Origin of the sequence: Staphylococcus sp. GDX8P114P-2, assembly GCF_017892945.1 — a bacterium.
Lineage (GTDB): Bacteria > Bacillota > Bacilli > Staphylococcales > Staphylococcaceae > Staphylococcus > Staphylococcus arlettae.
Window position 1 is genome coordinate 170,016 of record NZ_JAESMB010000008.1, and the last position, 25,156, is coordinate 195,171.

The following is a 25,156-nucleotide window of genomic DNA, read 5'->3' on the forward strand; positions in this document are numbered from 1 at the left end:
AGCACAACAAGCTTGCTAAATTAATATTTAAACTAAAATTATTTAGCTTGTGATGCTAATTGTTCTAAAGTACGAACTAATTGTGCAGTGTAAGACATTTCATTGTCATACCAAGCTGCTACTTTAACCATTTGTTGGTTACCAACAGTCATTACACGAGTTTGTGTAGCATCGAATAATGAACCGTAAGTCATACCGATTACGTCAGAAGAAACGATTTCGTCTTCAGTGTAACCAAATGATTCGTTTGAAGCATTTTTCATTGCACTATTAACGTCTTCAACAGTTACTTCTTTGTCTAATACAACTGTTAATTCAGTTAATGAACCAGTAGCTACTGGTACACGTTGAGCGCCACCATCTAATTTACCATCGATTTCAGGAATAACTAAACCGATTGCTTTAGCAGCACCTGTTGAGTTAGGAATAATGTTTTCAGCAGCTGCACGCGCACGACGTTTGTCACCTTTTCTGTGAGGAGCGTCTTGTGTGCTTTGGTCACCAGTGTAAGCATGGATAGTAGTCATTAAACCTTCTACTAAACCGAAGTCATCGTTTAATACTTTAGCAACTGGAGCTAATGAGTTAGTAGTACATGAAGCACCTGATACAACTGTTTCAGAACCATCTAATTCATTGTGGTTAGTGTTGAATACGATTGTTTTTAAATCACCTGATGCTGGAGCAGAGATTAATACTTTTTTCGCACCTGCGTCGATATGAGCTGATGCTTTATCTTTGTCTGCGAATAAACCAGTACATTCTAAAACAACATCGATATCTAAGTCGCCCCATGGTAATTTATTTGGATCTGGTTCTGAGAATGATTTAACTTCTTGACCATTTACACGGAAACCGTCATTTTCTACTTCAACTTCTCCTGTGAAACGTCCTTGCATAGTGTCATATTTTAATAAGTGTGCTAACATTTCATCATCTGTTAAGTCGTTTACTGCTACAACGTCGATTCCATCAACGTTTTGAATTCTTCTAAATGCTAAACGACCGATTCTACCAAAACCATTAATTGCTACTTTAACTGCCATTATAATGGCCTCCTTTAAAAATGATATTTAAAAAGTGAAATCACTTTTTATTACTATAATCTGAAATAACTTCTGCCGCACCTTCATCTGTAATTAATACAGTGTTGGCAGGGGCAATTGATAGGTAAGCTTTAATTGCTTCTCCTTTTGACTTACCCCCAGCGACGGCAAAAATAAACCTTTTTGACTCAAGGTCTTCTAACTGTAGTCCAATTGTTTTAACTCTATGCACTACATCGCCTCGATCATCGAAGTAATAACCAAATGCTTCTCCGACGGCATTATGATGTTGAAGTTTATCCACAATTTCTTGCGGAGACTGGCGTCTTTTAGCCATTTTCAGCGCATCACCAATACCGTGAATTGTAATATTTGATTCTCTAATTTTTTCAAGTGTATGAATTACTGATGGTTCATTTAATAATGTATTATACGTTGTTTCACTTACATTATCCGGTACATAAAGTGTGGTATATTCACCATTTGTTTGCTGAGCCATGCTTGCAGCAATGGTGTTTGCCTGATACACAACATTTTCACCGAGACCACCTCGAGCTGGAACAAAAAAGACATTGTATGGTTGTTGATGCATAGCTTCACTGACATAAGCCATTGTGGAACCACCCGTAACTGATACAACTGAATTTTCATACAGACTATTTTCCAATAATTGACCAGCTTGTCTTGCTAACTCAATTTTAACGGAACGCTCATTATCTGTATCACCAGGTATCACATAAACATCGCGAATACCATATTGCTCTTTAATGCCTTGTGCTAAATGATGACTATCTGAATACACATTAAAATAACTATTTAATTGTTGTATTGTCAGTTCACCTTCAGCTGTAATTTCCATTCCTGTTGGTTTAACTTTGATAAGTTCTTGCTTCTTTAACATATCTGTTTCGGAACGCAATACCCGCTCTGTTAAATCCATATACTCACTTAAACTTCGTCTACCTACAGGTTGATTTTTAGCGATAGTAGTTAATATAGAAAAACGACGATACATTTTTTCAACAATTTCAGGCACTAACTTCTGTTGAATATTTATCAAGTCTTTCACTACTATCCTCCTCCAATTCCAAAATAAAGGGTCATCTTACAACCATAGGTTGACTTTTTCCGTCCCTAGTGGGACAAAAAAATATAACCATTTACAATTGCAATACTACTACTATATCTAGAGAATTGCAAGCATAAGAACTACCCCTTTAAAATGAATGTGCTTACATCATTGCTATAAGGTCTTACGTTATCAATAATACCCTTATTACTTAAATCTAATCATCACTAAACTACAAATTTGCAGTGAAATAAATTGACCCACAGAGACACTGTCCATCATAATTTAAGTATAATTAAATTTTTATTCTTGTGAAGTGGAGGGGCATAATTTGTCCAAAGAAAAACAAAATGAAGTTATTGAACCAGGTGATCAACGATATCGAAATGATGATTATTTTAATAACCAAAACGGTCACTATCAATCAAGAGGTTATATTAAAACTTTTAATTGTGGTTGTGGTCCAATTGGTTGCGGCTGTTTCACACTCATTTTTCTCTTATTCCTAATTTCATCATTAGTAAGTTATATTTTAAATTGGATATTTTAATTCAAAAAAACGCCTAAGCAGATTGCTTAAGGCGTTTATTATTAATCATCTTCTGATGAGCTAGACTGATTACTTTGTTGTGATGAACCTTCGCTGTTTTGGGAACTATTATTTGTTGATGGTTTATCTTGAGTTTTCGGTTCTTCGGTCTTTGGTTCTTCGGTAGACGGTTCTTCAGTAGACGGCTCTTCTGTAGATGGTTCTTCTGTTTCAGGTTCTTCGGTCTTTGGTTCCTCTGTCTTTGGTTCTTCAGTAGACGGCTCTTTGGTCTTTGGCTCTTCTGTCTTTGGTTCCTCTGTAGATGGCTCTTTGGTCTTAGGTTCTTCGGTCTTTGGTTCTTCGGTCTTTGGTTCTTTTGTTTTTGGCTCAGACGTACGTTCTTCTGTTGTCGCTGGCTGTCTCGTCTCTTCTGTAGTTTGAGGAACTTGTTGTGTTTGCTGAGTTTGCTGTGTTTGTTGCGTTTGTTGTGTTTGTTGCGTTTCTTGAGTAGACTCTTCAGTATCTTTTTTCTTTTTTTCTTTATCTTTATCTTTTTTCTTATCTTTGTCTTGTTGTTCTTGTTTTTGATCAGATAAGCGTTCATTAGCTTTATTAGAATGATCTACAAAAGCAAAAATTGCAAAAATCAGGCCACCAAGTAATAACAATACAATTATTCCACTTATAATTTTCGACAAATTACTCATATTTTTTATGCTTATCATCAAAATTAATTTTTGATGTGCATTTACTTCCCCCTCACTTTTCAGTATTATATTGCGTTTATGCTATGCATTTTATGCGTATTTGATTATTGAAGTACGAAACTATATTTTACACTATTCAGGGATTTTATTAAACTCTTTAATTTAAAATTACCTCCTGGCTTATTTTCAAAACATTTTGTAGTAAAATAAATTAACAAACGAGTTGAAGTACTATTAATAATACAAAGACTACACAACTAAATTTAAATATTTTTCACTATGTCATTCATTAATCTAAATGCGAGGTGCTTATTTTGAAACAAATAGATCCTTTCAATGATTCACAACATACAAATAAAAAACATAATAATGTAAAAACTATGATGCTTGAAAATGAGGCAAATGATAATCACAAATCGTCAACTGTTAAATTCGTCATTACACTTATACTATTTATTTTTATTGTTTTCTTTATAATTGGTATTATTTTAATTTTGACGTAATTTACATAAATCTACAAATATCATATCTTATAAAACAAATCTTTAACTTATCTTTAAAAATATAATGTATACTAAAACAATCAAGTAATTTCACGATGACTTTAATAAAAATCATCGCTTTTACAATATTTATTAATTAAGCAATTTGAAATATACCTAATTTTCATTCAAAATATTATGTGATTCTTGTAATAGTGAAATATTAGCGTCAAACTACATAAGAGGTGATATTATGAAACACTATTTAATCACAGGTGGTACTGGTATGATCGGTACCCAACTCGTGAACGCAATCGTCGAAAGTGATGCACACATAACTATCCTCACTCGCCATGATCAACGTGCAACTCACTCTAACATCCGTTATGTTAATTGGTCTAAATCTAATTGGGAAAATAACGTGCCTGATATTGATATTGTTATCAATTTAGCTGGCGCAACGTTAAATAAACGTTGGACGCCATCATACAAAAGAACGATTATGCTAAGTAGAATTCAATCAACACAAGCATTAGTAAATTTATTTAGTAATAGATCTCATAAACCAGAGATATTCTTCAATGCGAGTGCCGTCGGTTATTACCGCCCTGACGCTTACCAAACTTACACTGAATTATATCAGTCATTACCTTTTGATTTTTTATCAGAAGTAGTATATCAATGGGAACGTATAGCTAAACAGTTTGAGTCGTTTGGTACACGTGTCGTTATTGGTCGTTTTGGAATGGTGTTATCTAATCAAGGTGGTGCATTCCCACTTATGAAATTACCATATGATTTAAATGTTGGTGGTAAGTTAGGTTCCGGCCAACAATGGTATTCATGGATTCATATTAACGACTTAACACGTGCGATTTTATATCTCATTAATAACGAACGAGCAAGCGGACCATTCAATTTAACCGCACCAGTTGTTGAACGTCAAAATCTTTTTGGTTATACGATAGCAAGAATTAGTCATAAGCCACATTGGACTTGGGTGCCATCACCATTAATACGTCTCATGTTAGGTCAAATGTCAACAATCGCTTTAGATACTCAAAAAGTAATTCCAACAAAATTAGAAGCTTTAGGTTTTGAATTTAATTATCCAAATTTAAAATTAGCTGTGGAAGAGTTAATTTAAATAGTTAATTATCATTGAATAAAACATTAAAAAACCAGTCCTATATAGGACTGGTTTTAATTATTTATGCTTCTGGTTCCATAACATGGTCAATTAAACCATATTCTTTTGCTTCGTCAGCAGATAAGAAATTATCACGGTCTGTGTCTTTTTCAATTTTTTCAATTGATTGACCTGTACGTTCAGCTAAAATTTTATTTAATTTAGCTCTTGTTTTTAAGATATGGTTCGCAGCAATTTCTATTTCTGTCGCTTGACCTTGGGCACCACCTAATGGTTGGTGAATCATAACTTCAGCATTAGGTAACGCAAAACGTTTACCTTTAGCACCAGCTGATAATAAGAATGAACCCATTGATGCAGCCATACCAATACAAATTGTTTGTACATCTGGTTTAATATGTTGAATTGTATCATAAATCGCAAAACCAGCTGTTACACTACCACCAGGTGAATTGATATATAAGTAAATATCTTTTTCAGCATCTTGTGCTTGTAAGAATAATAATTGAGAAACAATTGAGTTTGCAACATTGTCATCAATTTGTGAACCTAACATAATTATACGGTCTTTTAATAAACGTGAGTAAATGTCATAAGCACGTTCACCACGATTTGTTGTTTCGATTACTGTAGGAATTAAATTCATTATATTTCCTCCTTATTTATAACTGTTGAATTTATTTTAACCTAAAAGTCAAAAATGGTCAAAAAATAAACTCATGTTTTTTATTCTTTTTAAAAAGTGTATTGACCATTACTTTGAAGATTTGTAAACTTAAAGTATTGTTTATTTTACCCCTCGTAGTGTAATGGATAACACTTAAGATTCCGGTTCTTACAATAGGGGTTCGATTCCCTTCGAGGGGGCTAAGTTAGTGTTCAACGTTACTTCTTGCTACCACAAGCTTTAAGAAGTTTTATTAATCGTCGTTGGGCACTTTATATATTTATACATTTGAGATGCTATCAAAACATTTAATTTCTACCTATTTTTTAGGTAGTTTTTTTATTAATAACATTAACTTAAAAAGTAGTTTAATCCATTTTATTATTTATATAACACAACTACTATACCTTATAAAAGTGATTATAGCATGTAGCTTATAAGTTATATACCAAATTAACTTTCTTTTTACTTTTCAATACGGCATATAATATTTCACTAAAGATAAGCTACAGGTACTAAATTCATAGCTAGAAACCACTCTTCACTCATTCTGACAAATGCTGTAAGTGCGCTAAATAGACATATTTAAAAGTACCGATTGTACTGTTTTTTATAAATACAATATAACTGCGACATATAAATAAAAAACAAACACATAATTGATTACATGTTTGTTTCTGCTTTTTCGTTCTTATATTTTACTTAACCAAAAATGATTAATAAAAAGCCAACTGCAAATAATGCAGTCGAAGCCTTTCGCCCTCTATAAAACTCACTTAATAATATTGTTGCTAAACCTACGATGACAAGTTGTTGATTATAAGCAACAACTCCCATAAAATCACCTATCATCATGATGACGCCGCGTACAACCCAAAAAATGATGAGCACCATCGCGATAAGTCTTAAATAAGCTAAAATTTTCACTACGTTAACGCTCCTTATACAACTAATTCCTTTTATAATAACTTAATATCAATTCTAACATGTATACCTATAATTGATATATTTTATGTTTTACTATGACAATTAATTTTTATACTAAAGGAATAGATGTTTTTATTGCTTTGATTGTTTGTCTCATTGACTTGATGACAAACAATCATTGAATAAGTAATATTTTAGTATTATATTGGCTAACGATTTATGCCAACTCCTGCGGGAAGATCACTTGCCGAAGACTACAGGCTAAGGCAGTGCCCGCGGAAAGCGTGCACAAAAAAACTGCCCACAAAATCAGAAACTTTGTCGGTAGCCTCTTGTTTTATCGTCAGTAAACAGTCCTTAAATATTAGCCTTCCTAAGAGATTTTCTATAGATTGGCAGTGCTTTGGGCCGACTCCTGCGGGAAGATCACTTGCCGAAGACTACAGGCTAAGGCAGTGCCCGCGGAAAGCGTGCATAAAAAAAACTGCCAACAAAGTCAGAAATTTTGTCGACAGTCTGAAAGATATCTTCATTTTATGGAAGTATCTTTGTTTATATTTAAACTATTAAACTTTGTGATATTCTATTGGATCGATTTCATGTTTCCTCATATCTGAACCCTTTTGATAGGAAACGACTATGCCAATAATTAATACTATCATTAACATAGTTACGAAAATTTTCCCGGCGGGTGTCATGGTAAAAATCTCACTCAAAACAATAAGTATGATTAATACGAAAAATAACACGAAAGCTAGATACATTAGTAAATTAGCCATATTATTACTCTCTCTGTAGATTTCTCTATTGCACTATTATTTAATCAATCTGTTCGCCACTGCGTATTTTATCAGCCATTTCGTTTAATTTTCTTAAACGATGGTTAACTCCAGATTTTGAAATGGCACCAGTAGACATCATTTCACCTAATTCTTTTAACGACACATCTTGATGCTCAACACGTAATTTAGCTATTTCTCTTAGGCGATCAGGTAAATTATCTAAACCGACTTCCTTGTCTATCAATTGAATACTTTCAACTTGTTTCATTGCAGCACTTACGGTTTTATTTAAGTTCGCAGTTTCACAGTTCACAAGCCTATTTACTGAATTTCTCATATCACGCACAATTCTAACATCTTCAAACTTAAGTAGCGCTTGGTAACCACCAATTAAACTAAGAAAATCAGATATTTTTTCAGCTTCCTTCAGATAAACGATACTTCCTTTTTTACGTTCTAAATGTTTACCATTAAGGTCATATTCATTCATTAATTTCGTTAATCCTTCTGAATGGCTTTCATATAATGAAAATATTTCTAAATGATACGATGATGTTTCAGGATTATTTACCGAACCACCTGCTAAAAATGCTCCTCGCAAATAACTACGACGCATTTCATCATCTGCTATCATAGATTCATCTATTTCGTGGGTAAAGACACCATCTTTCAATATACCTAAGTCTGCCAATATTTTACGTGATTGCATTTTTATTCGACAAATATAAATATTATTTTTCTTTAATTTCATTTTCTTTCTTACAAGGATTTCAACCTCTACTTGGAATACTTTTTTTATTAATGAATATATACGTCTTGCAGTTGTAGCATTCTCAGTTTGCACATTTATTACAAACTGTTGATTTGCTAGACTCAACGCACCATTCATTCGGATCAAAGCACTGAGCTCTGCTTTTGCGTTGTCTATATCAACTTCAATTCTTGTTAATTCATTTTTCATGTCTGATGCAAAGCTCATAGCTATCCATTCCTTTTCTTATATTACATATTACAATTCATCGTCTTCTTTTTTGGGATTAAATTTAATCGTTCTTGTTGTATCTAAAGCAATTTCATAAATCATTTTCGACAATACTTTAGTATTATGCCTAACATAATACTCAGATGAAATTTGCACTAAGTCGGGATGTGTGTAGACTGCAATATTTTCATTCTCTAATACTTCATAATCACATATTACCGGCGTTGCATTCTCTTGGATATATCGTTTTAATACTTCTTTATTGTATGTTTGCGGTCCACAAATCGTACTATCAATAAATGCCTGTCCAACATGATCATGTATAGCTTTAATATGATCATACGCCGTGTAATCATTCGTTTCACCAGCTTGCGTCATCACATTAGTAACATAAAGTTTTGGCGCTTCGCTTTCCACCAATGTTTGCGCAATTCCCTCAACACACAAATTAGATATCACACTGGTGTAAAGTGAACCAGGTCCTAATACAATTAAATCAGCATCTTTTAATGCTTGAGTTGCTTCTGCCATAGGTTTTACATCTTGAGGTTCAAGAAAAACTTGTTTAATTTTCTTATTTTTCTTTGGTATATTAGACTCTCCATGGACAATTTCGCCATCTTCCATCACTGCATTTAAACGCACACTTTCGTTAGTTGATGGGATAACCTGACCTTTAATATTTAAAATTTTACTCAATTCTTTAACCGCATGACCAAAGTCATCCGTTATATTTGTCAAGGCAGCAATAAGTAAATTTCCTAGTGCGTGACCTTCTATTTGATTTTCTTGGAAACGGTATTTAAATAAAGCATCAATCATAGGTTCTGCTTCACTTAACGCTGAAATTACATTTCGGATGTCACCGGGTGCAGGAATATTCATTTCATTACGAATTTTACCAGTGCTTCCCCCATCATCTGCCACAGTTACAATAGTTGTGATATCTATATTGTAATCTCTAAGTCCACGTGCTAAGACAGAAAGTCCTGTACCGCCACCGATGAGTACGAGCTTAATTTTTTCCATTTTGTTCGCCACTTTCAATATGTGCATCTCTATGATGAACATAAACGTTATAGTCAAAACTTTCTCTTAGCGATTCTCCAATACGTTTCGCTAAAGCGACGGAGCGATGCTGTCCGCCTGTACAACCTAAAGCAATCACAAGCTGTGTCTTCCCTTCTTTTTTATATCCTGGAATCATAAATTTTAATAAGTCCATCAATTTCTCATAAAAAATAGTTGTTTCTTTCCATTTCATAACATATTTATAAACTGCCTCATCTTCACCTGTTAGTGGTCTTAAAGATTCTACATAGTACGGATTAGGTAAAAAGCGAACATCAAACACTAAATCAGCATCGATTTGCATACCGTGTTTAAAACCAAAACTCGTTACATTAATACTAAACGTTTCAAAATTATCATTATTAAAATAATCATTCACACGACTTTTAAGTTCTTTAGGTTTAATATTTGATGTATCAATAATGTAATTCGCTAAGCTGCGAATTTCAGTAAGCAGATAGCGTTCTTCCTCAATAGATTCCATAAGTGGGCGTTGACCGTTATCATTAAGTGGATGCGCTCTACGGGTTTCTTTATAACGAGATACTAACTTTTCCGTAGTAGCTTCTAAAAACATTAAATCAACAATAACGTCTCCACGACTTTTAATTTGGTCCATTTCCTGCACTAATGATTTGAACAGTTCTTTTCCTCTTAAATCAATGGCGATGGCAACCTTTTGTAGTGATGGATTACCTTGTTCCATTAATTCTACAAATTTAGGCAATAATATCGGCGGTAAATTATCGACACAAAAATAACCAATATCTTCTAAACTTTGAATTACTAAAGACTTTCCAGCTCCGGATAAGCCAGTAATCACTAATAATTCACTTTTTACGATTTCCTTTTCTTTATGTTGCATTTGTTATACACCATCCATTGTTTAATATGTTATTTGGACACAATCATGCTATCGTAATATATTTTACAACAAATTTCAATTGCACGATAGTAATTTTACTACATGATGGACAGCAAAACATAAAAAAGCTAGTGCAAGTTTACGTTACTTTAACTGTAAGTCCTCACACTAGCTATTTCTTAGTTGCTAATTACGCTTCAATTCGATCTTTTAATTCTTCAATATATGCTTGCGCATTTTGTGCAGCAATACTACCGTCACCAGTCGCAGTTACGATTTGACGTAAACCTTTTTCTCGTACATCGCCAGCCGCGTAAATACCTGGTATAGATGTTTGCATTTCTTCGTCTGTTAAGATATATCCTACATCATTGGTAATACCAAGATTTTGGAAAGGTGCAGTTAGTGGCTTCATGCCGATATAAACAAATACACCGTCAGCATCTAATGTTTGTTCAGTTCCATCTACAGTTGATGCTAACGTAACTGAACCTACTTTGCCATCTTTTTCATTAATTGTTTTTAGCGTATGACTCCAAATGAAATCAATTTTATCATTTTTGAATGCACGATCTTGCAATATTTTTTGTGCACGTAATTCATCTCTTCTGTGTACGATAGTAACACTATCAGCAAATTTAGTTAAGAATGTACCTTCTTCAACTGCTGAATCTCCGCCACCGATAACGAATAGTTTTTTACCTTTAAAGAATGCTCCGTCACATACTGCACAATAGCTGACACCACGACCTCCAAGCTCTTGTTCACCTGGTACTCCAATTTTTTTGTATTCGGCACCAGTAGTGATGATAACTACGTGTGCTGTAATTTGGCTATTGCCTAAATCTACAACTTTATAGTCACCTTTGTCTTCGACTGATTTAATATCACCATATTGGTATTTAGCACCAAACTTTTTCGCATGTTCAAACATTTTAGTAGATAAATCTGGTCCCGTAACCATTTCAAAACCTGGGAAATTTTCTACTTCTTCTGTATTTGCCATTTGACCGCCTGGCATACCTCTTTCTATCATTACTGTACTTAAATTCGCACGTGATGCATATACAGCTGCAGTCATACCAGCTGGTCCTGCACCAATTATAGCAACATCAAAGTCTACTTGTTCAGTCATTTCATTGCCTCCTATTTATATTCATTATGCGCATTATATATTATTTCTTGCATTTCTTAAACTTATATGCTCATGAGATATTGAATGGTTTGATCTAAGCGATAGCGTGTCACTTCGAACCAATCCATAACTTGTTGTTTCGTTAATTTTTTATTTTTATGTTGATAATGTATATATGCAAATGCTGCAAGATACCATTCAACATGTGTTAAATCTTTATTGTCTGCGATTATTGCTTCGGCTTGATCAATCCATACAATAAACAATTCTTCATCTTGTTTCAAGTGTTGTGTTTCATATAGTTTTAACAATCCACGGTGAATAAAATCTAATTTTGTTAATTTCAATCCTTGGATTAAATATGTGAGATACAATTTTTCATAATCATTCATTGTTTCTAAAATCGACCATATTTCTTCCGTGAGCAATACTTCTCTGCCCTTTAATTGATTTAGTAAAAATATGCCATATAATCGATGATGACTATCATCATTCAACAATAAAGGTAGAATTTGATTGTTAAAATAATCTTTACTTTCTTCAATTTTCCACGGGGCATAGCCCATGTCTACTTTTGATATTTCTTGAAGTTTTGACCAAAAGAATTTACTATCCTCTAACTGATCTAAATAATAATGATTAAAACTTAAAGCATTATACATTTGAATCGACAGAAACTTACCTTTTTTATAAAGAGGCAATAAGAGGTTTTGCGAAGCTTGATATTCTTTCAAATAACTTAAGACGATGCCTAATTTAAAAGCTTCATCTTCATTCATTGGCACTACTTTTCCTAGTAACTTTAAATATTGTTGATATTTTTCTTTTTCTTTAGTGTTGTATAGTAACAACGTGTAATGACACAACGCGTGCATATCTGTAGCATCTTCAGATAATAATTGTTCAAACATAGTCTTAGCTATATCATATTCGTTTAAATACAAATAACACATTGCTAATAAATTACGAATAATTTTATGTTGTTGAATCACTGCATTCTGACGTAGAATATATGCTTTCGCTTCTGGTAAACGTCCTTGTGAAAATAAATATTGAAAAATTAGTTGTATTGCAAAGAGTTGACTTTCTTGTTCAATATCGTGCTCTGAACTATACGACACTTCAAACATTTCATCTAGTTGCGTTTGGTATTCGTCATCATTTGAAACTAATACATAATTAATACCAAACAAGAAAGCCTTGTTTGGTTCATTTAACTCAATGTTTAACTGACTTAATTGATAGAAACTTTCGGCAACAAATTCATTTTGTGCAACACTTTCATAAAACAGTCTTTCAGCTCTTTGGCCTTGACCTAATTTCACTAAACACGTGGCATAACTGACTTTAACATCAAAATCTTGAGGTGACATTTCAAGCACTTTTCTAAAAAACGTTGCCGCTTTATTATAATCCTGTTGTTCAAATTTTGATTCGCCTCTGCGTTTATAAAAATCAGCGTCTAACTTCATTGATATAATTTTGTCGTTATGTGCCATCCATGCTCACCTCCTTTAGCAAGTTCTTTTTATTGTTTCACAATATGCAATGGATTTCCATAGGCAAATGCATTGTCAGGTATGTCTTTACTTACAACAGCTCCAGCACCCACCTTAACATTTGAACCTATGACCACACCAGGCAATATCGTACAATTCGCACCAATTAAAGTATCGTTCCCGATAATTACTTTACCTGTTCTAAACTCATCTACTAAAAATTCATGCGTTAAAATTGTAGTATTGTAACCGACAACACAATTTTTTCCAATTGTAATGTATTCTGGGTACAAAATATCCGGTATCACTTTATAAGCAAATGCAGTATTAGCACCTACTTTCATATGCAAGACATGTCGATAAAGAAAATGTTTCAAACGTACACTTGGTACAAAGCGACATAGTTCAATGACTATAGTTTGTTTAAAGATCTTAACTTTTTTAACATATCGATACATGTGCCATAGTGGATTTTTCCCTAATACAGCTATTTTTTTAACATTTCTCATGTTTTATCTCACTTCGCCTTTTTAGTTGGCCAACTTAGTGCTCCCGCTTCACGATAACGCGGTGAGTCGTATTTCACACGTCTGATAATCATGATTGCAATGCCAACAATAATTAATATAACAGACATCAATTGCGCTACACGTATACCTTCTGTCAACATCAGACTATCCGTTCTCATACCTTCTACAAAGAATCGTCCAATTGAATACCAGATAAGGTATAGACAGAATGTATCTCCAACTCTTAAATGTTTGCGTAATACAATTAATACTATGAAACCTAAAATATCCCATACAGATTCATATAAGAATGTAGGATGGTAATATTTACCATCAATATACATGTTGTTGATTATAAAATCCGGTATATGTAAATTTTCTAAAAATGTACGTGACACTGGACCACCGTGTGCTTCATGGTTTACAAAGTTTCCCCATCTACCTATACCTTGACCTAAAATCATACTTGGCGCTATAACATCACCAATTTGAAAAGGATTTAAATTTTTAATTTTACATAAAATAATACCGGTAACAAAACCACCTATTAATCCACCGTGTATTGCAATACCACCATGCCAAATCATCGGTATTTCTATAGGGTTTTGTATATAATACGGCCATTGGAATATAACAAAGTATAAACGTGCTACTATAAATCCAAAAATAGCACTCCAAAAGATTATATCTACAAGTGTATCTTTATCATGGCCAACACGTTGCACACTTGCCTGTGCAATAAAATAGCCTAGTAATATGCCTACAGCAATTATCACACCATACCATCGTACAGCTAATGGCCCTAGTTCAAATGCAATGGGATCTATATAGCTTAACATCATTCTTTTGAGTCCCTCTCATTCTGATTACCATTTCGTAAAATCTCTGCATTTAAACGGTCGTTAAATTCTTCAGCAGTATTAATCCCCATAATATTCAAACGATAGTTCATAGCTGCAACTTCTAAAATAACAGCGACATTTCGGCCCGGTCGAACTGGTATCGTCTTTTTAGTAATTTCGTTATCTAAAATTTGTAATTTTTCTTCATTCAAACCAACACGATCATACAATTTATCTTCATGCCAATTTTCCAAATGAATATTTAAACGAATACGTTTTTCCGTTAAAATGGCACCTGCACCAAACAATGTCATAACATTAATAATACCTAAACCTCGGATTTCTAATAAATGTTCGATTAATTTCGGTGGCTTTCCTATTAATTCATCTTTACTAATTTCTCTAATTTCAACATTATCGTCTGCTACTAAACGGTGACCGCGCTTCACAAGCTCTAATGCAGTTTCACTTTTCCCAATACCAGAATCACCTGTAATTAAAACTCCTACACCATAAACATCAACAAGCACGCCATGTAGTGATGTTGTACGTGCTAATTCATGCTCCAAATAAGTCGTTAGACGGCTCATCAATTGTGTTGTCGCATCTTTTGATGTAATTAACGGCGTATCTAATTCTTTCGCTGCTTCTACTAATTCCCCTGGTGGTTCTAAGTCACGTGTTATAATAATTGCTGGTGTTTCTGGACGGCACAATTTGCGCATTCTGCCTTTACGTTCCTCATCGGGCAATAGATTATAAAATGACAATTCAGTTGTTCCTAATAATTGAATACGATCTGATGCATAGTGAGAGAAATAACCTGCCATTTCTAATCCTGGTCTGGAAATATCAGTGTTTTTAATCTGATTTTCTAAACCCGCTTCCCCTGCAATTAATTCCAAATCAAACCGTTCCACTAAATTTTTAGTCGTTAACATAGGTTCACCTCAATAATGTTTTTCCTATTCTTATCATGTTAATATCATATCAAAAAGATGCGATTATCCATATAAAAAACTATCTTTAAAATTTTCTATTTATTATAAATCAATGTGCATCGTAAATGGTAACGTTATTAGACACTTCATTATACATAAAAAAATATGCTTTATACAAACTAACTTCTAAATTATAAAATTTTTTAAGATTTAGCAATCATCCTCTTTATAACAATAAAAAACAGCGCCACATTTTATAATGATAAAATATAGCACTGGTTTTTTGTTAGTTATGGAATAAACATAATTTTATTGTACTTTTCTTTATGATTTACGAGTTTATCAAATATTTCTGGTCCTTCATCTAAAGCCACTCTTGTGGTAATCATTGGTTTTACATTTAAGTCACCTGTAGCCATATAATGTAATGTGGCTTTCCATTCTTTACCTGGAAACGGACTAGATATACCATTCCAAGAACCTATAACATTTAATTCATTGCGTAATATTTTTTCAAAGTATTGACGTTCAATAACCATATCAGCATAAGGAATACCTATTAAGATTACTTCGCCACCTTTTTGGGGCAACATCAAGGCATCGTTTATCGTTTGTGGCGCCCCCGCAGATTCAACAGCTAAATCAACACCAGAGGGAAACAATTGCTCTTTTTGTTGTGCCAATGATTGTGTGTGTGAATTAATTAAAATATCGGCACCGAATTGTTGTGCAAGCGTCAATTTATTATCATCAATATCTATGGCAATGATTTGTGCTGCACCAAATATTTTTGCCCATTGTACTGCAAGTAAGCCAATGCTACCACAACCTATTATCGCAACTGTATCTCCAGGTTTAATTTGTGACTGATAAAAACCATGTGCCACCACTGCGGACGGCTCTATCATAGCACCTTGCTCAAATCCAATAGCTTCATCCATAGGTAAGACATTACTTTCTGGCAAGCAAATATATTGAGCAAATGATCCTGGTCGATATGAGCCTGTCACAAATAAATTGTTACAGCGTGCATACTCACCTCTTTCACAGTATTCACACTCATAACAAACGATGGCAGGACAACCAACGACTGCATCACCTTTATTCACCGTTGACACATCTGCCCCTACAGCAGCGACAACCCCTGAAAATTCATGACCAAACGTCATACCTTTAATATAAGGTCCTAATTTTTTATATCTTGAACTATCAGAACCGCAAATACCCGTTGCTTTAACCTCTATCAGTATATCATCTGGATTAACAATCGTTGGCATTACTGTCTCTTCGCATCTGATATCCTCAACACCATATAAATTCAAAGCCTTCATATCATCCCTCTTTTCCTAAAAGGTAGCTTAAAACACACCGGTGCTATCTTATTTTAACTATTATCTTGCTTTACCCTTTGTTTTTTCACAAATATAGCTGCAAAATAACTCGCAATCACAGCAGTATTACATATCAATTGATGTTCCATATAGACGTCTGTAAGCTGTCTCATCGGTCCAATCATAAAATCTAACATAGCTTCGACCATAGTATCGTCTCCCTCTTAACGTATTATTCCACTGGTTTGAGTAAAACTTTAATTCCTTCTCCACTTTTTATATGTTGGTATGCGGTATCCCATTCACTAATGTTCAAAATTTTAGTAACTAAAGTCTCAGCGTTGACCGAACCATCGCTAAGTAATTGTAATGATGGCTCCCAATCCGCTGGCTTTTGACTTCGACTACCTACCACCGTAATCTCTTTTTGAATTACTTTATCCATATCAAATTCAATTTTATCGTCTTTAAATATACCTAATTGTACAAAACTACCTTTTTTTCTTAATAAGGATAATCCTTGGTTAGCTGCTGGAACCGCACCTGAACATTCAATAACTATGTCAACACCATAACCTGAAGTTAGATCGTCAGTGTATTGTTGCAAATTGGTATGTTGCAAATTTACAACATGGTCTAGTTGTAACGCAGCTGCTTTATCTAATCGCGCTTGATCATTGTCTAAGCCAGTAATAATAATCTCTGCACCTTTGCTTTTCACAACTTGAGCAACTAATAATCCAATCGGTCCGGGCCCCATAATTACCGCTTTATCACCTTTTTTAACATCAATTTTAGCAACGGCATGATGTGCACAAGCTAGTGGTTCAGTCATTGCAGCAGCTTGATAAGTGACGTTGTCTGGTAATCGATGTACACTTGCCGCTCGTGCAATAACAAACGGAGCAAATGCACCGTCTTGTTGCGTTCCTAGTCCCCTTCTTTTACTGCATAAATTATAGTCACCTGTAGCACAATATTGGCATTGTCCACAAATATAATACGTTGTCTCTGATGTCACACGGTCACCAATGTTAAAGCCTTCTACATTGTTGCCTAATTCCACAATTTCACCAGCAAATTCATGACCTAATGTCACTGGATAATTTACGTTGTAGTGTCCCTCATACGTATGAATATCTGTACCACATACACCCGCATAATGTACTTTTATTTTAATCTCGTCGTCACCTAGAGCAGCAATTGTTTGCTCTTGTAATGCTAAATGTCCAAACCCAGCTTGCGTTTTTACTAAACCTTTCATTATGTCTCACTCCTCCACTAGTTAAATAAATTGAAGAATTTATAAATAATCCAATTTAGTATGTTACCGCCTTGGTCAATACTTGAAATTTGCGAACTACCCTTAGGCATTTCAACATTTGTGCCACTTGCCATTTCTGTAAATATCGGAGCAACATCTGTAGCAATATATAAAGAGATTGCAATCATAATTGCACCTACAATAACTGAATGTATAATATTTCCACGTGCAGCTCCTACGATAAACGCTACAACAAAAGGTATCGTTGCTAAGTCACCAAAAGGTAATACTTGGTTACCAGGTAATATAACTGCTAGTAATACTGTAACTGGCACTAAAATTAATGCTGTAGAAATGACTGCTGGATGACCGAGTGCTACTGCCGCATCTAGTCCGATATAGATTTCACGTTCTCCAAATCGCTTATTCAACCAAGTACGTGCAGATTCCGAGACAGGCATTAAACCTTCCATTAAAATTTTTACCATACGTGGCATTAATACCATTACTGCTGCCATTGACATCCCTAAATTAATAACTTTACCTGGATCATAACCGGCCAAAATACCAATAGCTAGACCTAATACCAGTCCAACAAAAATAGATTCACCAAAAGCACCAAAACGTTTTTGAATTGTATCCGGGTCTGCTTCTAATTTTTTTAAGCCAGGTATTTTTTGAAGCCCTTTAACTAAGAAGATTCCTGGAGCGTATGAAATTGTACTACCAGTAGCTAATGACACTCCCGGTAAATCAAAGAATTCACTCATCATTGGCGCTGTCCAATCTGCTACTTTTAAGCAGACAATTTGGAAAATTACAGCTGCCACTAAGGCTTGCCAAATACTACCCGACACTGCATACACCATGGCACCACAAAATGTATAATGCCAAAAGTTCCAAATATCAACGTTCATTGTTTTAGTTGTTTTCGTAAGTAACATAGCCACATTGATTAAAATACCTAAAGGTATAATAAAAGCTGCAATACTAGATGCCCATGCTATAGATGAAGTGGCAGGCCAACCTACATCAATTACATTTAAGCTAACACCTAAATTCTTAACCATCGCTTGTGCTGCAGGACCTAAATTTTTCACAAGTAAATCAATTACTAAAAAGATACCGACAAATGCTACACCAATCGTCAAACCTGAACGAAATGCTGCGCCAACCTTTTGTCTAAAGAAGAGCCCCAATAAAAATATAACGATAGGCAAAATTACTGTTGCTCCTAAATCTAAAAACCCTTTAATAAAATCTACAAAAGTATCCATATAATCGCTCCATCCCTTTATAAAAAAGGATCATTTTTACTAGGTTGTATCACAATATAATGCGTTATGTTTATCTAGTATGATTTTTGAATGATCCTTTTTACTAATTTATTGAGTTGTTATTGTTTTAACACTTCTAAAATTTCTTTTTTAGTATCTTCAACACCAATACCTGTTAAGAAATTACGTGCATTAATTACTGGGAAATGATATTCTTTTTTCGTCATTGCAGTAGTAACTAATAAATCTGCTGTATCTTCATAAGGTCCAACTTCGGTAATTTTAATTTGCTTCAAATCCACCTTGATATTGTGTTCTTTTGCCATTTCCTCAATTGCATTATTTACCACCGTTGAAGTTGCAATACCTGCACCACATGCTACTAATACTTGTTTCATAAATAACTCCTCCTAATATTAACTATTTATTGATAATTTAATTTCAGAATATTCGAATATTTTTTCTGGTGTTGTATCACCAGAACATAATAAATTATTCTGCTAATTGTTGTTCTATCACTCTGACAATCGTTTCCTTATTTGTTGCTTCGGCTAACGTTGCTAATGTTTCATCATTTTGCAAAAGAGACATGAGTTTTTGTAATAATGTTAGTTGTGCATCACCTTTGTCCATAGCTAACATAAAAATTATTTTTACTGGTGTTGTTGCTTCAGTTTCCCCCATCATTACGAAAGGAACTGCTTCTGCCAATACAGCAATACCGATTGCTTTATCATTTACATGTTGTGGGTCTGTATGTGGAATAGCAACACCACAATAATTCGTTGGCAAACCTGTCGGAAATTCTTGTTCTCGTGCTATTACGGCTGACTCATAACTTGCTTTGACATAACCATTTTGAAAAAGCGTTTGCGATAATTGCTGCAAAGCTTCAGACGCTGATTCTACTTGTACATCTAATAAAACATTAGATGATTCAATACTTATTTTTGTCATCTAAGCGCACCTCATTTTTATTCAATTTTGGAATACTGTTCAATAATTTGAACGATTTCTTGTATTGTTTGTGCTTCTTGAATACAGTTGATATCTTGGTTGCTTTGTGCCAAATCTCTTAGCTGTAACAAAGGTCTCAAGTGTTTTACCTTATCCGTTGCAGCAATCACAACAATAATATGAATTGGATGTTGCTTATTAATAATGAGTGGCTCTTGTAATACGAGCATACTCATAGCTGTACGTTTTACACCACCGTCACTCATGGCATGTGGAATAGCGATGTTATTTTGAATTACCATATAAGTATCATCAAAATGTTGTTGCATTGCTTCTACATATTGAGGTTCTATATATTGTGCGCTTAATAATGGCTCACTTGCTAATGCAATCGCTTCGTCCATCGTTTTAACTTCATTACATTGCTTTATATGTGTTGTAGGTAATAAATCTTTTAAATTCAATTCATTATTTAAAGATAATGTTGCTGAATTAATCGTACTTATTGGTTGGAGATAAGCTAAATGATCTTTAATACGTTCGTATAATCCTTCCTCATCAAACACATTGGCATGTGCTTTAATCGTTTCCATAAAGGCTTCAACATTCATTGTATTTTCCGTAGAATCTCCAAACGTTTTCAACACTTCTTGTCGCAATAATTTTTTCTCCTGCGCATTTAAAAACGATTTTGTAATAAATAATGTTTTTGTAGTCATCACATGCATGGGCGCAAAGACGATATCATAATCTAAAGAATAATTATTAAATGTTGATAATGACAAAGCATCTAAAAAGATAATTTCTGGAAATAGGCCTCTAAGTTCTTGCAACATCATCTGTGATACAGAATGCCCTTGCGTGCACACTACAACTGCTTTTAAGCTTTGTTCAATATCAATATCTTGTCGTCTCAGACTGCCACCGATAAGCATTGTTAAATATGCAATTTCATTATCAGGCAATGTTTGACCTAAATAATGTTCAAGCGGTTGGATCGATTGCTTTACTAAATGAAACAGCTCTCGATATTCTCCATGTAATGGATTTTCTAACTCTTGGATATCAGATAATTGATATTTAATACGATAAAATGCGGGTTTCATATGCCATAGTAATTGTTTCAAAAGTTGATCTTTATTCTCAAATTGAATACAGGTTATTTGTTCAAATCGTTGTAGTGTAGTAATAAGCACTGACTTCAATTGTGGAAAAGCAGTAGTTTCTGGCTGTTCTGACCATTGCATGCTCGTTGATAGTAAGTGCAAAGTAACATATAACCTTTCTTCCATAGGTACATCAGAAAATGGCTCCAATAAAATTTCTGTAGCTTTGTATTCTTGTGTATCTGACAAAGCACTATAATCTATTTTAAAATGGTTAATGATGTAACCTTGTTCAATACGATTAAAAAATATATTCAGTAAATATGGGAACAGATTTAAACTATGATCTACATACTTTTTCCGTAAAAAACTTTCAATCTTGGTCATTTGCTTATTAATTATCGTCATATCATCTTCAGTTACACCTAGAAAATGTCTCATCTCGTGACTAGACAATTGTGTATGTGTACTGTTAATAATAAGTTTGATCGCCAATTTACGTGTTTGTAATTCATCACCCATTAAGGCATATCCTTGTTTTCGAGAATAACGTAACGTTAAATTGTATTGAGCTAACTGTGTTTTCACTTTTTTTATATCATTAAGCACAGTATTTTTACTTACTTTAAGATCTAACGCAAAATGATCTAATGATAAATAAGGTGTAGAGTTAAATAACATTAATAAAATAATGTACTGACGTTGCTCTACATTGTAAAATTCTTTGTCATTTACAGATATATCGACATCATCAATGTTGAGCGCTTCCTTAACAGTAGGATCAACGATAAAATGACCTTGCTTCGTCCGTGTTATTTGTTCATATGAAGCTTTACTAAGCCATTGATTAATTTTGTCAATTCTGTAACTTAATTGCCGACGTGACAAATTAAATTGCGTTTCTAAGGTTTTACTTTTAATTGCGGGGTTCTTGACAATTTGAAGAATAATTTTATAATTTTCTGTTTCTATAATTTTTATCCCCCCTTTATTGGTTAAATTCAACTTACCATAATTCAACCAACGGTGGTACATGGATTAGTCACAAAAAGGCGCTTTCGCGTTGTACATCGTTGTGACCTTGTCTCATAAACCTTGTCCTGACACATAAAAAGAGCAAAGTAGCCATTTGCTATATCAAATGACTACTTTGCTCTAAATTAAAATTCTTATGATTTTTGGTTAGCTTTATCACGTGCTAATACTGTTTTTAAATAATGTCCAGTGTAACTTTCTGATACTTCCGCTATATCTTCAGGTGTACCAGTAGCAATAATTGTACCACCGCCATCGCCACCTTCAGGTCCTAAATCAATCAGGTGATCAGCAGTTTTAATGACATCTAAATTATGTTCAATAATGACAACTGTATCGCCATTTTCAACTAACGTATTAAGTACAGATAAAAGTCGACTAATATCATCTACATGTAATCCAGTCGTAGGTTCATCTAATATATAAATCGAACGACCAGTAGAACGTTTATGCAACTCTGAAGCTAATTTCACACGTTGGGCTTCACCACCAGATAACGTCGTAGCTGGTTGACCCAGAGTCACATACCCTAAACCAACATCTACAAGTGTCTTTAATTTGCGATGAATTTTAGGTACATTTTCAAAGAAATAAGTCGCTTCTTCCGCGGTCATGTTCAATACATCTGCGATATTTTTCCCTTTATATGTTACTTCTAATGTTTCACGATTATATCGTGATCCATCACATACTTCGCACGGAACATATACATCCGGTAAAAAGTGCATCTCAATCTTGATAATACCATCACCTTTACATGCTTCGCAACGTCCACCTTTGACATTAAAACTGAAGCGTCCTTTATTATAACCTCGTATTTTGGCTTCATTAGTTTGTGCAAAAATATCACGGATATTATCAAAAACCCCTGTATAAGTAGCAGGGTTTGAACGTGGTGTACGCCCAATAGGTGATTGGTCAATATCTATAATACGATCTAATTCTTCAATACCAGTCACTGCGTCACAATCACCCGGTTTAACTTTTGACTTATTAATTTCTTTAGCTAAAGATTTATATAAAACTTCATTAACTAATGAACTCTTACCAGAACCAGATACACCTGTAACTACAGTCATTGTTGATAATGGGAATGATACATCTACATTTTTTAAGTTATTACTACGTGCACCAGTAACGTGAATTTGTCGTTGCGTAATTTCTCGACGATGTTCAGGTACATCGATTTGTTTTTTACCACTTAAATATTGACCAGTTAAAGATTGCGCTTCTTGCATAACTTGTTGCGGTGTACCGCTCGCAACAATCTCACCACCATGATTACCAGCACCCGGACCAACATCTACTAAATAATCTGCTGCGCGCATAGTATCATCATCATGTTCAACCACGATTAAAGTATTACCTAAATCACGCATTTCTTTCAATGTCTCAATTAATCGATCATTGTCTCGTTGATGCAAACCGATGGATGGTTCGTCTAATACATACAAGACACCTGATAGTCGTGAACCGATTTGAGTCGCTAATCTAATACGTTGCGCCTCACCACCAGACAAAGTGCCTGAAGAACGATTTAACGTCAAATATTCTAAGCCAACATTAAATAAAAACTTCAATCTTGAAATGATTTCTTTTAATATTTGGTCAGCAATTGTACGATCTTGTGCTGACAATTCAATCGTTTCATAAAAGTGCAATGCATCTTTAATTGATTTATTTATAACTTCACCGATATTTAAATCAGCTACATAGACTGCTAATGCTTCTTTACTTAGACGTTGACCATGACAAGTTTCACATGGTAACTCAGTCATGTATTTACTCATCATTTCTCTCACATATTCTGAAGGTGATTCGTGATAACGACGATTGATGTTGTTAACTACCCCTTCAAACTCCATCGTACGTGTACGCTTCTGACCGTTACGTTGTTCAAAAGTAAATTCAATTTCCTTACCTTTCGAACCATACATTATAATATCTTTTTGTCTATCAGTTAATTTTTTATATGGTTTATCCATATTTATTTTATAAACTTTGCATACACGTTTTAACAATGTTGGGTAATAATCAGAGCTAGTAGACTCCCACGGTAAAATTGCGCCATCATTTAATGTAGCGTTTTTATCTGGCACTACTAAATCTAAATCCACCATTAATTTTTGACCTAAACCATCACAGGTAGGACAAGCACCGAAAGGACTATTAAAACTAAACATACGTGGTTCTAATTCACCGATAGAGAATCCACAAATCGGACAAGCATGGTTTTCAGAAAACTTCAGTTCATCACCATCAATAATATCTACAACTAAATTACCTTCTGCTAAATTTAATGCTGTCTCAATTGAATCGGCAAGACGTGTTTCTATACCAGATTTGACTACTAATCTGTCAATGACCACTTCTATTGTGTGATTTTTATTTTTATCTAATTGAGGAACATCATTTACATCTATAATGTCCCCATCAACACGCACACGTACATAACCTTTTTTACTTATATCTTCAATTAATTTTTCATGTGATCCTTTGCGATGATTGACAATTGGTGCTAATAGTTGAATTTTTGTACGTTCTTCTAATTCTAAAATACGATCCACCATTTGTTGTACGGTTTGCGATTCAATTTCGATATGATGATTTGGACAGTATGCCTTGCCTACACGTGCATAAAGTAAACGAATATAATCATAAATTTCAGTAACAGTTGCAACGATAGATCTAGGATTTTTACTTGTTGTTTTTTGATCGATTGAAATTGCTGGTGACAAACCTTCAATCGTATCTACATCTGGTTTATCCATCTGTCCTAAAAATTGACGTGCATAAGCACTTAATGATTCTACGTAACGTCTTTGTCCCTCTGCATAAATCGTATCAAATGCTAATGATGATTTACCTGAACCTGAAAGGCCTGTCATCACTATTAATTTATTTTTCGGTATCTCGATATCAACATCTTTCAAATTATGGGCTCTCGCCCCTCTTACTACAATTGATGGCTCTTTCATACTTT

The 25,156-nt window shown here is 34.0% G+C and carries 24 protein-coding genes and 1 tRNA gene; 4 read left to right on the forward strand and 21 right to left on the reverse strand.

Going from position 1 to position 25,156, the window contains the following annotated elements:
* Nucleotides 1–38: 38 nt before the first annotated feature.
* Nucleotides 39–1,046 (reverse strand): type I glyceraldehyde-3-phosphate dehydrogenase, encoded by a 1,008-nt coding sequence (gene gap, locus KA845_RS03925; protein ID WP_002510533.1) that lies wholly within the window; start codon nt 1,044–1,046, stop codon nt 39–41.
* 40 nt (nt 1,047–1,086) lie between these two features.
* Complete coding sequence (locus KA845_RS03930) at nt 1,087–2,115, reverse strand: sugar-binding transcriptional regulator (RefSeq protein ID WP_002510534.1); 1,029 nt, start codon at nt 2,113–2,115, stop codon at nt 1,087–1,089.
* A gap of 331 nt (nt 2,116–2,446) precedes the next feature.
* On the opposite strand from KA845_RS03930, the gene KA845_RS03935 reads away from it, so the two are divergent.
* Nucleotides 2,447–2,665, forward strand: a complete 219-nt coding sequence (locus KA845_RS03935; protein ID WP_002510535.1) for a hypothetical protein — start codon at nt 2,447–2,449, stop codon at nt 2,663–2,665.
* Between the two features lie 41 nt (nt 2,666–2,706).
* Here the strand turns inward: KA845_RS03935 and KA845_RS03940 are convergent, their stop codons facing one another.
* Entirely contained in the window at nt 2,707–3,351 is a 645-nt protein-coding gene (locus KA845_RS03940) for a DUF4887 domain-containing protein (protein ID WP_210127796.1), read from the reverse strand.
* Nucleotides 3,352–3,665: 314 nt separating this feature from the next.
* Between KA845_RS03940 and KA845_RS03945 the strand changes: the two genes are divergently transcribed.
* Together KA845_RS03945 and KA845_RS03950 are read left to right on the forward strand one after the other, a co-directional pair.
* Nucleotides 3,666–3,854: a hypothetical protein gene (locus KA845_RS03945; protein WP_002510692.1), complete on the forward strand. Its 189-nt coding sequence runs from the start codon at nt 3,666–3,668 to the stop codon at nt 3,852–3,854.
* Nucleotides 3,855–4,086: 232 nt separating this feature from the next.
* Nucleotides 4,087–4,980, forward strand: a complete 894-nt coding sequence (locus tag KA845_RS03950) for a TIGR01777 family oxidoreductase (protein ID WP_002509820.1) — start codon at nt 4,087–4,089, stop codon at nt 4,978–4,980.
* Between the two features lie 64 nt (nt 4,981–5,044).
* On the opposite strand, the gene clpP is transcribed toward KA845_RS03950, so the two are convergent.
* On the reverse strand, nt 5,045–5,629 hold the full coding sequence (gene clpP, locus KA845_RS03955) for an ATP-dependent Clp endopeptidase proteolytic subunit ClpP (RefSeq protein ID WP_002509821.1): 585 nt from the start codon (nt 5,627–5,629) through the stop codon (nt 5,045–5,047).
* A 149-nt stretch (nt 5,630–5,778) separates the two neighbouring features.
* Between clpP and KA845_RS03960 the strand changes: the two genes are divergently transcribed.
* Nucleotides 5,779–5,850: transfer RNA gene (locus KA845_RS03960), tRNA-Arg, on the forward strand.
* 502 nt (nt 5,851–6,352) lie between these two features.
* Here the strand turns inward: KA845_RS03960 and KA845_RS03965 are convergent.
* From KA845_RS03965 to uvrA, 17 genes are all read right to left on the reverse strand, one after another.
* Nucleotides 6,353–6,577 (reverse strand): hypothetical protein, encoded by a 225-nt coding sequence (locus KA845_RS03965; RefSeq protein WP_002509822.1) that lies wholly within the window; start codon nt 6,575–6,577, stop codon nt 6,353–6,355.
* An 819-nt stretch (nt 6,578–7,396) separates the two neighbouring features.
* Nucleotides 7,397–8,338 carry a DNA-binding protein WhiA gene (gene whiA / locus KA845_RS03970; RefSeq protein WP_002509824.1) on the reverse strand — a complete coding sequence of 314 codons (942 nt, stop codon included), beginning with the start codon at nt 8,336–8,338 and terminating at the stop codon, nt 7,397–7,399.
* A gap of 30 nt (nt 8,339–8,368) precedes the next feature.
* Nucleotides 8,369–9,370, reverse strand: a complete 1,002-nt coding sequence (locus tag KA845_RS03975) for a gluconeogenesis factor YvcK family protein (RefSeq protein WP_021459128.1) — start codon at nt 9,368–9,370, stop codon at nt 8,369–8,371.
* Nucleotides 9,357–10,277 carry an RNase adapter RapZ gene (rapZ, locus tag KA845_RS03980; RefSeq protein WP_002509826.1) on the reverse strand — a complete coding sequence of 307 codons (921 nt, stop codon included), beginning with the start codon at nt 10,275–10,277 and terminating at the stop codon, nt 9,357–9,359. Before rapZ ends, KA845_RS03975 begins: the two co-directional genes overlap by 14 nt.
* A gap of 190 nt (nt 10,278–10,467) precedes the next feature.
* Nucleotides 10,468–11,412 (reverse strand): thioredoxin-disulfide reductase, encoded by a 945-nt coding sequence (gene trxB / locus KA845_RS03985; protein ID WP_002509827.1) that lies wholly within the window; start codon nt 11,410–11,412, stop codon nt 10,468–10,470.
* A gap of 62 nt (nt 11,413–11,474) precedes the next feature.
* On the reverse strand, nt 11,475–12,911 hold the full coding sequence (locus KA845_RS03990) for a tetratricopeptide repeat protein (protein ID WP_021459129.1): 1,437 nt from the start codon (nt 12,909–12,911) through the stop codon (nt 11,475–11,477).
* A gap of 29 nt (nt 12,912–12,940) precedes the next feature.
* Nucleotides 12,941–13,420: an acyltransferase gene (locus KA845_RS03995; protein WP_002509829.1), complete on the reverse strand. Its 480-nt coding sequence runs from the start codon at nt 13,418–13,420 to the stop codon at nt 12,941–12,943.
* Between the two features lie 8 nt (nt 13,421–13,428).
* Nucleotides 13,429–14,262: a prolipoprotein diacylglyceryl transferase gene (lgt, locus tag KA845_RS04000; protein WP_002509830.1), complete on the reverse strand. Its 834-nt coding sequence runs from the start codon at nt 14,260–14,262 to the stop codon at nt 13,429–13,431.
* Nucleotides 14,259–15,203, reverse strand: coding sequence for an HPr(Ser) kinase/phosphatase (hprK, locus tag KA845_RS04005; protein WP_204172108.1), 945 nt, complete (start codon nt 15,201–15,203; stop codon nt 14,259–14,261). The genes lgt and hprK overlap by 4 nt, the downstream gene beginning before the upstream one ends.
* A gap of 290 nt (nt 15,204–15,493) precedes the next feature.
* Entirely contained in the window at nt 15,494–16,534 is a 1,041-nt protein-coding gene (locus KA845_RS04010) for a galactitol-1-phosphate 5-dehydrogenase (RefSeq protein ID WP_002509832.1), read from the reverse strand.
* 53 nt (nt 16,535–16,587) lie between these two features.
* A complete protein-coding gene (locus KA845_RS04015; RefSeq protein WP_002509833.1) occupies nt 16,588–16,743 on the reverse strand; it encodes a hypothetical protein in 156 nt (51 codons plus the stop codon).
* A 23-nt stretch (nt 16,744–16,766) separates the two neighbouring features.
* Nucleotides 16,767–17,798, reverse strand: a complete 1,032-nt coding sequence (locus KA845_RS04020; RefSeq protein WP_002509834.1) for a zinc-binding dehydrogenase — start codon at nt 17,796–17,798, stop codon at nt 16,767–16,769.
* 17 nt (nt 17,799–17,815) lie between these two features.
* Nucleotides 17,816–19,075 (reverse strand): PTS galactitol transporter subunit IIC, encoded by a 1,260-nt coding sequence (locus tag KA845_RS04025; RefSeq protein ID WP_002509835.1) that lies wholly within the window; start codon nt 19,073–19,075, stop codon nt 17,816–17,818.
* A gap of 119 nt (nt 19,076–19,194) precedes the next feature.
* On the reverse strand, nt 19,195–19,473 hold the full coding sequence (locus KA845_RS04030; protein ID WP_002509836.1) for a PTS sugar transporter subunit IIB: 279 nt from the start codon (nt 19,471–19,473) through the stop codon (nt 19,195–19,197).
* Nucleotides 19,474–19,567: 94 nt separating this feature from the next.
* The gene (locus KA845_RS04035; protein ID WP_002509837.1) at nt 19,568–20,032 is read right to left on the reverse strand and encodes a PTS sugar transporter subunit IIA; all 465 of its coding nucleotides are present in this window, start codon (nt 20,030–20,032) and stop codon (nt 19,568–19,570) included.
* 17 nt (nt 20,033–20,049) lie between these two features.
* Complete coding sequence (locus KA845_RS04040; RefSeq protein WP_204172107.1) at nt 20,050–22,173, reverse strand: BglG family transcription antiterminator; 2,124 nt, start codon at nt 22,171–22,173, stop codon at nt 20,050–20,052.
* Nucleotides 22,174–22,307: 134 nt separating this feature from the next.
* A complete protein-coding gene (gene uvrA / locus KA845_RS04045; protein WP_021459134.1) occupies nt 22,308–25,151 on the reverse strand; it encodes an excinuclease ABC subunit UvrA in 2,844 nt (947 codons plus the stop codon).
* Between the last annotated feature and the right edge of the window lie 5 nt (nt 25,152–25,156).

What these genes read in the sequence shown, in the direction of transcription:
- gap (WP_002510533.1), bottom strand. Translation starts at nt 1,046, where the DNA reads ATGGCAGTTAAAGTAGCAATTAATGGTTTTGGTAGAATCGGTCGTTTA.
- KA845_RS03940 (WP_210127796.1), bottom strand. Translation starts at nt 3,351, where the DNA reads ATGAGTAATTTGTCGAAAATTATAAGTGGAATAATTGTATTGTTATTA.
- KA845_RS03950 (WP_002509820.1), top strand. Translation starts at nt 4,087, where the DNA reads ATGAAACACTATTTAATCACAGGTGGTACTGGTATGATCGGTACCCAA.
- clpP (WP_002509821.1), bottom strand. Translation starts at nt 5,629, where the DNA reads ATGAATTTAATTCCTACAGTAATCGAAACAACAAATCGTGGTGAACGT.
- whiA (WP_002509824.1), bottom strand. Translation starts at nt 8,338, where the DNA reads ATGAGCTTTGCATCAGACATGAAAAATGAATTAACAAGAATTGAAGTT.
- KA845_RS03975 (WP_021459128.1), bottom strand. Translation starts at nt 9,370, where the DNA reads ATGGAAAAAATTAAGCTCGTACTCATCGGTGGCGGTACAGGACTTTCT.
- rapZ (WP_002509826.1), bottom strand. Translation starts at nt 10,277, where the DNA reads ATGCAACATAAAGAAAAGGAAATCGTAAAAAGTGAATTATTAGTGATT.
- trxB (WP_002509827.1), bottom strand. Translation starts at nt 11,412, where the DNA reads ATGACTGAACAAGTAGACTTTGATGTTGCTATAATTGGTGCAGGACCA.
- KA845_RS03990 (WP_021459129.1), bottom strand. Translation starts at nt 12,911, where the DNA reads ATGGCACATAACGACAAAATTATATCAATGAAGTTAGACGCTGATTTT.
- KA845_RS03995 (WP_002509829.1), bottom strand. Translation starts at nt 13,420, where the DNA reads ATGAGAAATGTTAAAAAAATAGCTGTATTAGGGAAAAATCCACTATGG.
- lgt (WP_002509830.1), bottom strand. Translation starts at nt 14,262, where the DNA reads ATGATGTTAAGCTATATAGATCCCATTGCATTTGAACTAGGGCCATTA.
- hprK (WP_204172108.1), bottom strand. Translation starts at nt 15,203, where the DNA reads ATGTTAACGACTAAAAATTTAGTGGAACGGTTTGATTTGGAATTAATT.
- KA845_RS04010 (WP_002509832.1), bottom strand. Translation starts at nt 16,534, where the DNA reads ATGAAGGCTTTGAATTTATATGGTGTTGAGGATATCAGATGCGAAGAG.
- KA845_RS04015 (WP_002509833.1), bottom strand. Translation starts at nt 16,743, where the DNA reads ATGGTCGAAGCTATGTTAGATTTTATGATTGGACCGATGAGACAGCTT.
- KA845_RS04020 (WP_002509834.1), bottom strand. Translation starts at nt 17,798, where the DNA reads ATGAAAGGTTTAGTAAAAACGCAAGCTGGGTTTGGACATTTAGCATTA.
- KA845_RS04025 (WP_002509835.1), bottom strand. Translation starts at nt 19,075, where the DNA reads ATGGATACTTTTGTAGATTTTATTAAAGGGTTTTTAGATTTAGGAGCA.
- KA845_RS04030 (WP_002509836.1), bottom strand. Translation starts at nt 19,473, where the DNA reads ATGAAACAAGTATTAGTAGCATGTGGTGCAGGTATTGCAACTTCAACG.
- KA845_RS04035 (WP_002509837.1), bottom strand. Translation starts at nt 20,032, where the DNA reads ATGACAAAAATAAGTATTGAATCATCTAATGTTTTATTAGATGTACAA.
- KA845_RS04040 (WP_204172107.1), bottom strand. Translation starts at nt 22,173, where the DNA reads ATGTACCACCGTTGGTTGAATTATGGTAAGTTGAATTTAACCAATAAA.
- uvrA (WP_021459134.1), bottom strand. Translation starts at nt 25,151, where the DNA reads ATGAAAGAGCCATCAATTGTAGTAAGAGGGGCGAGAGCCCATAATTTG.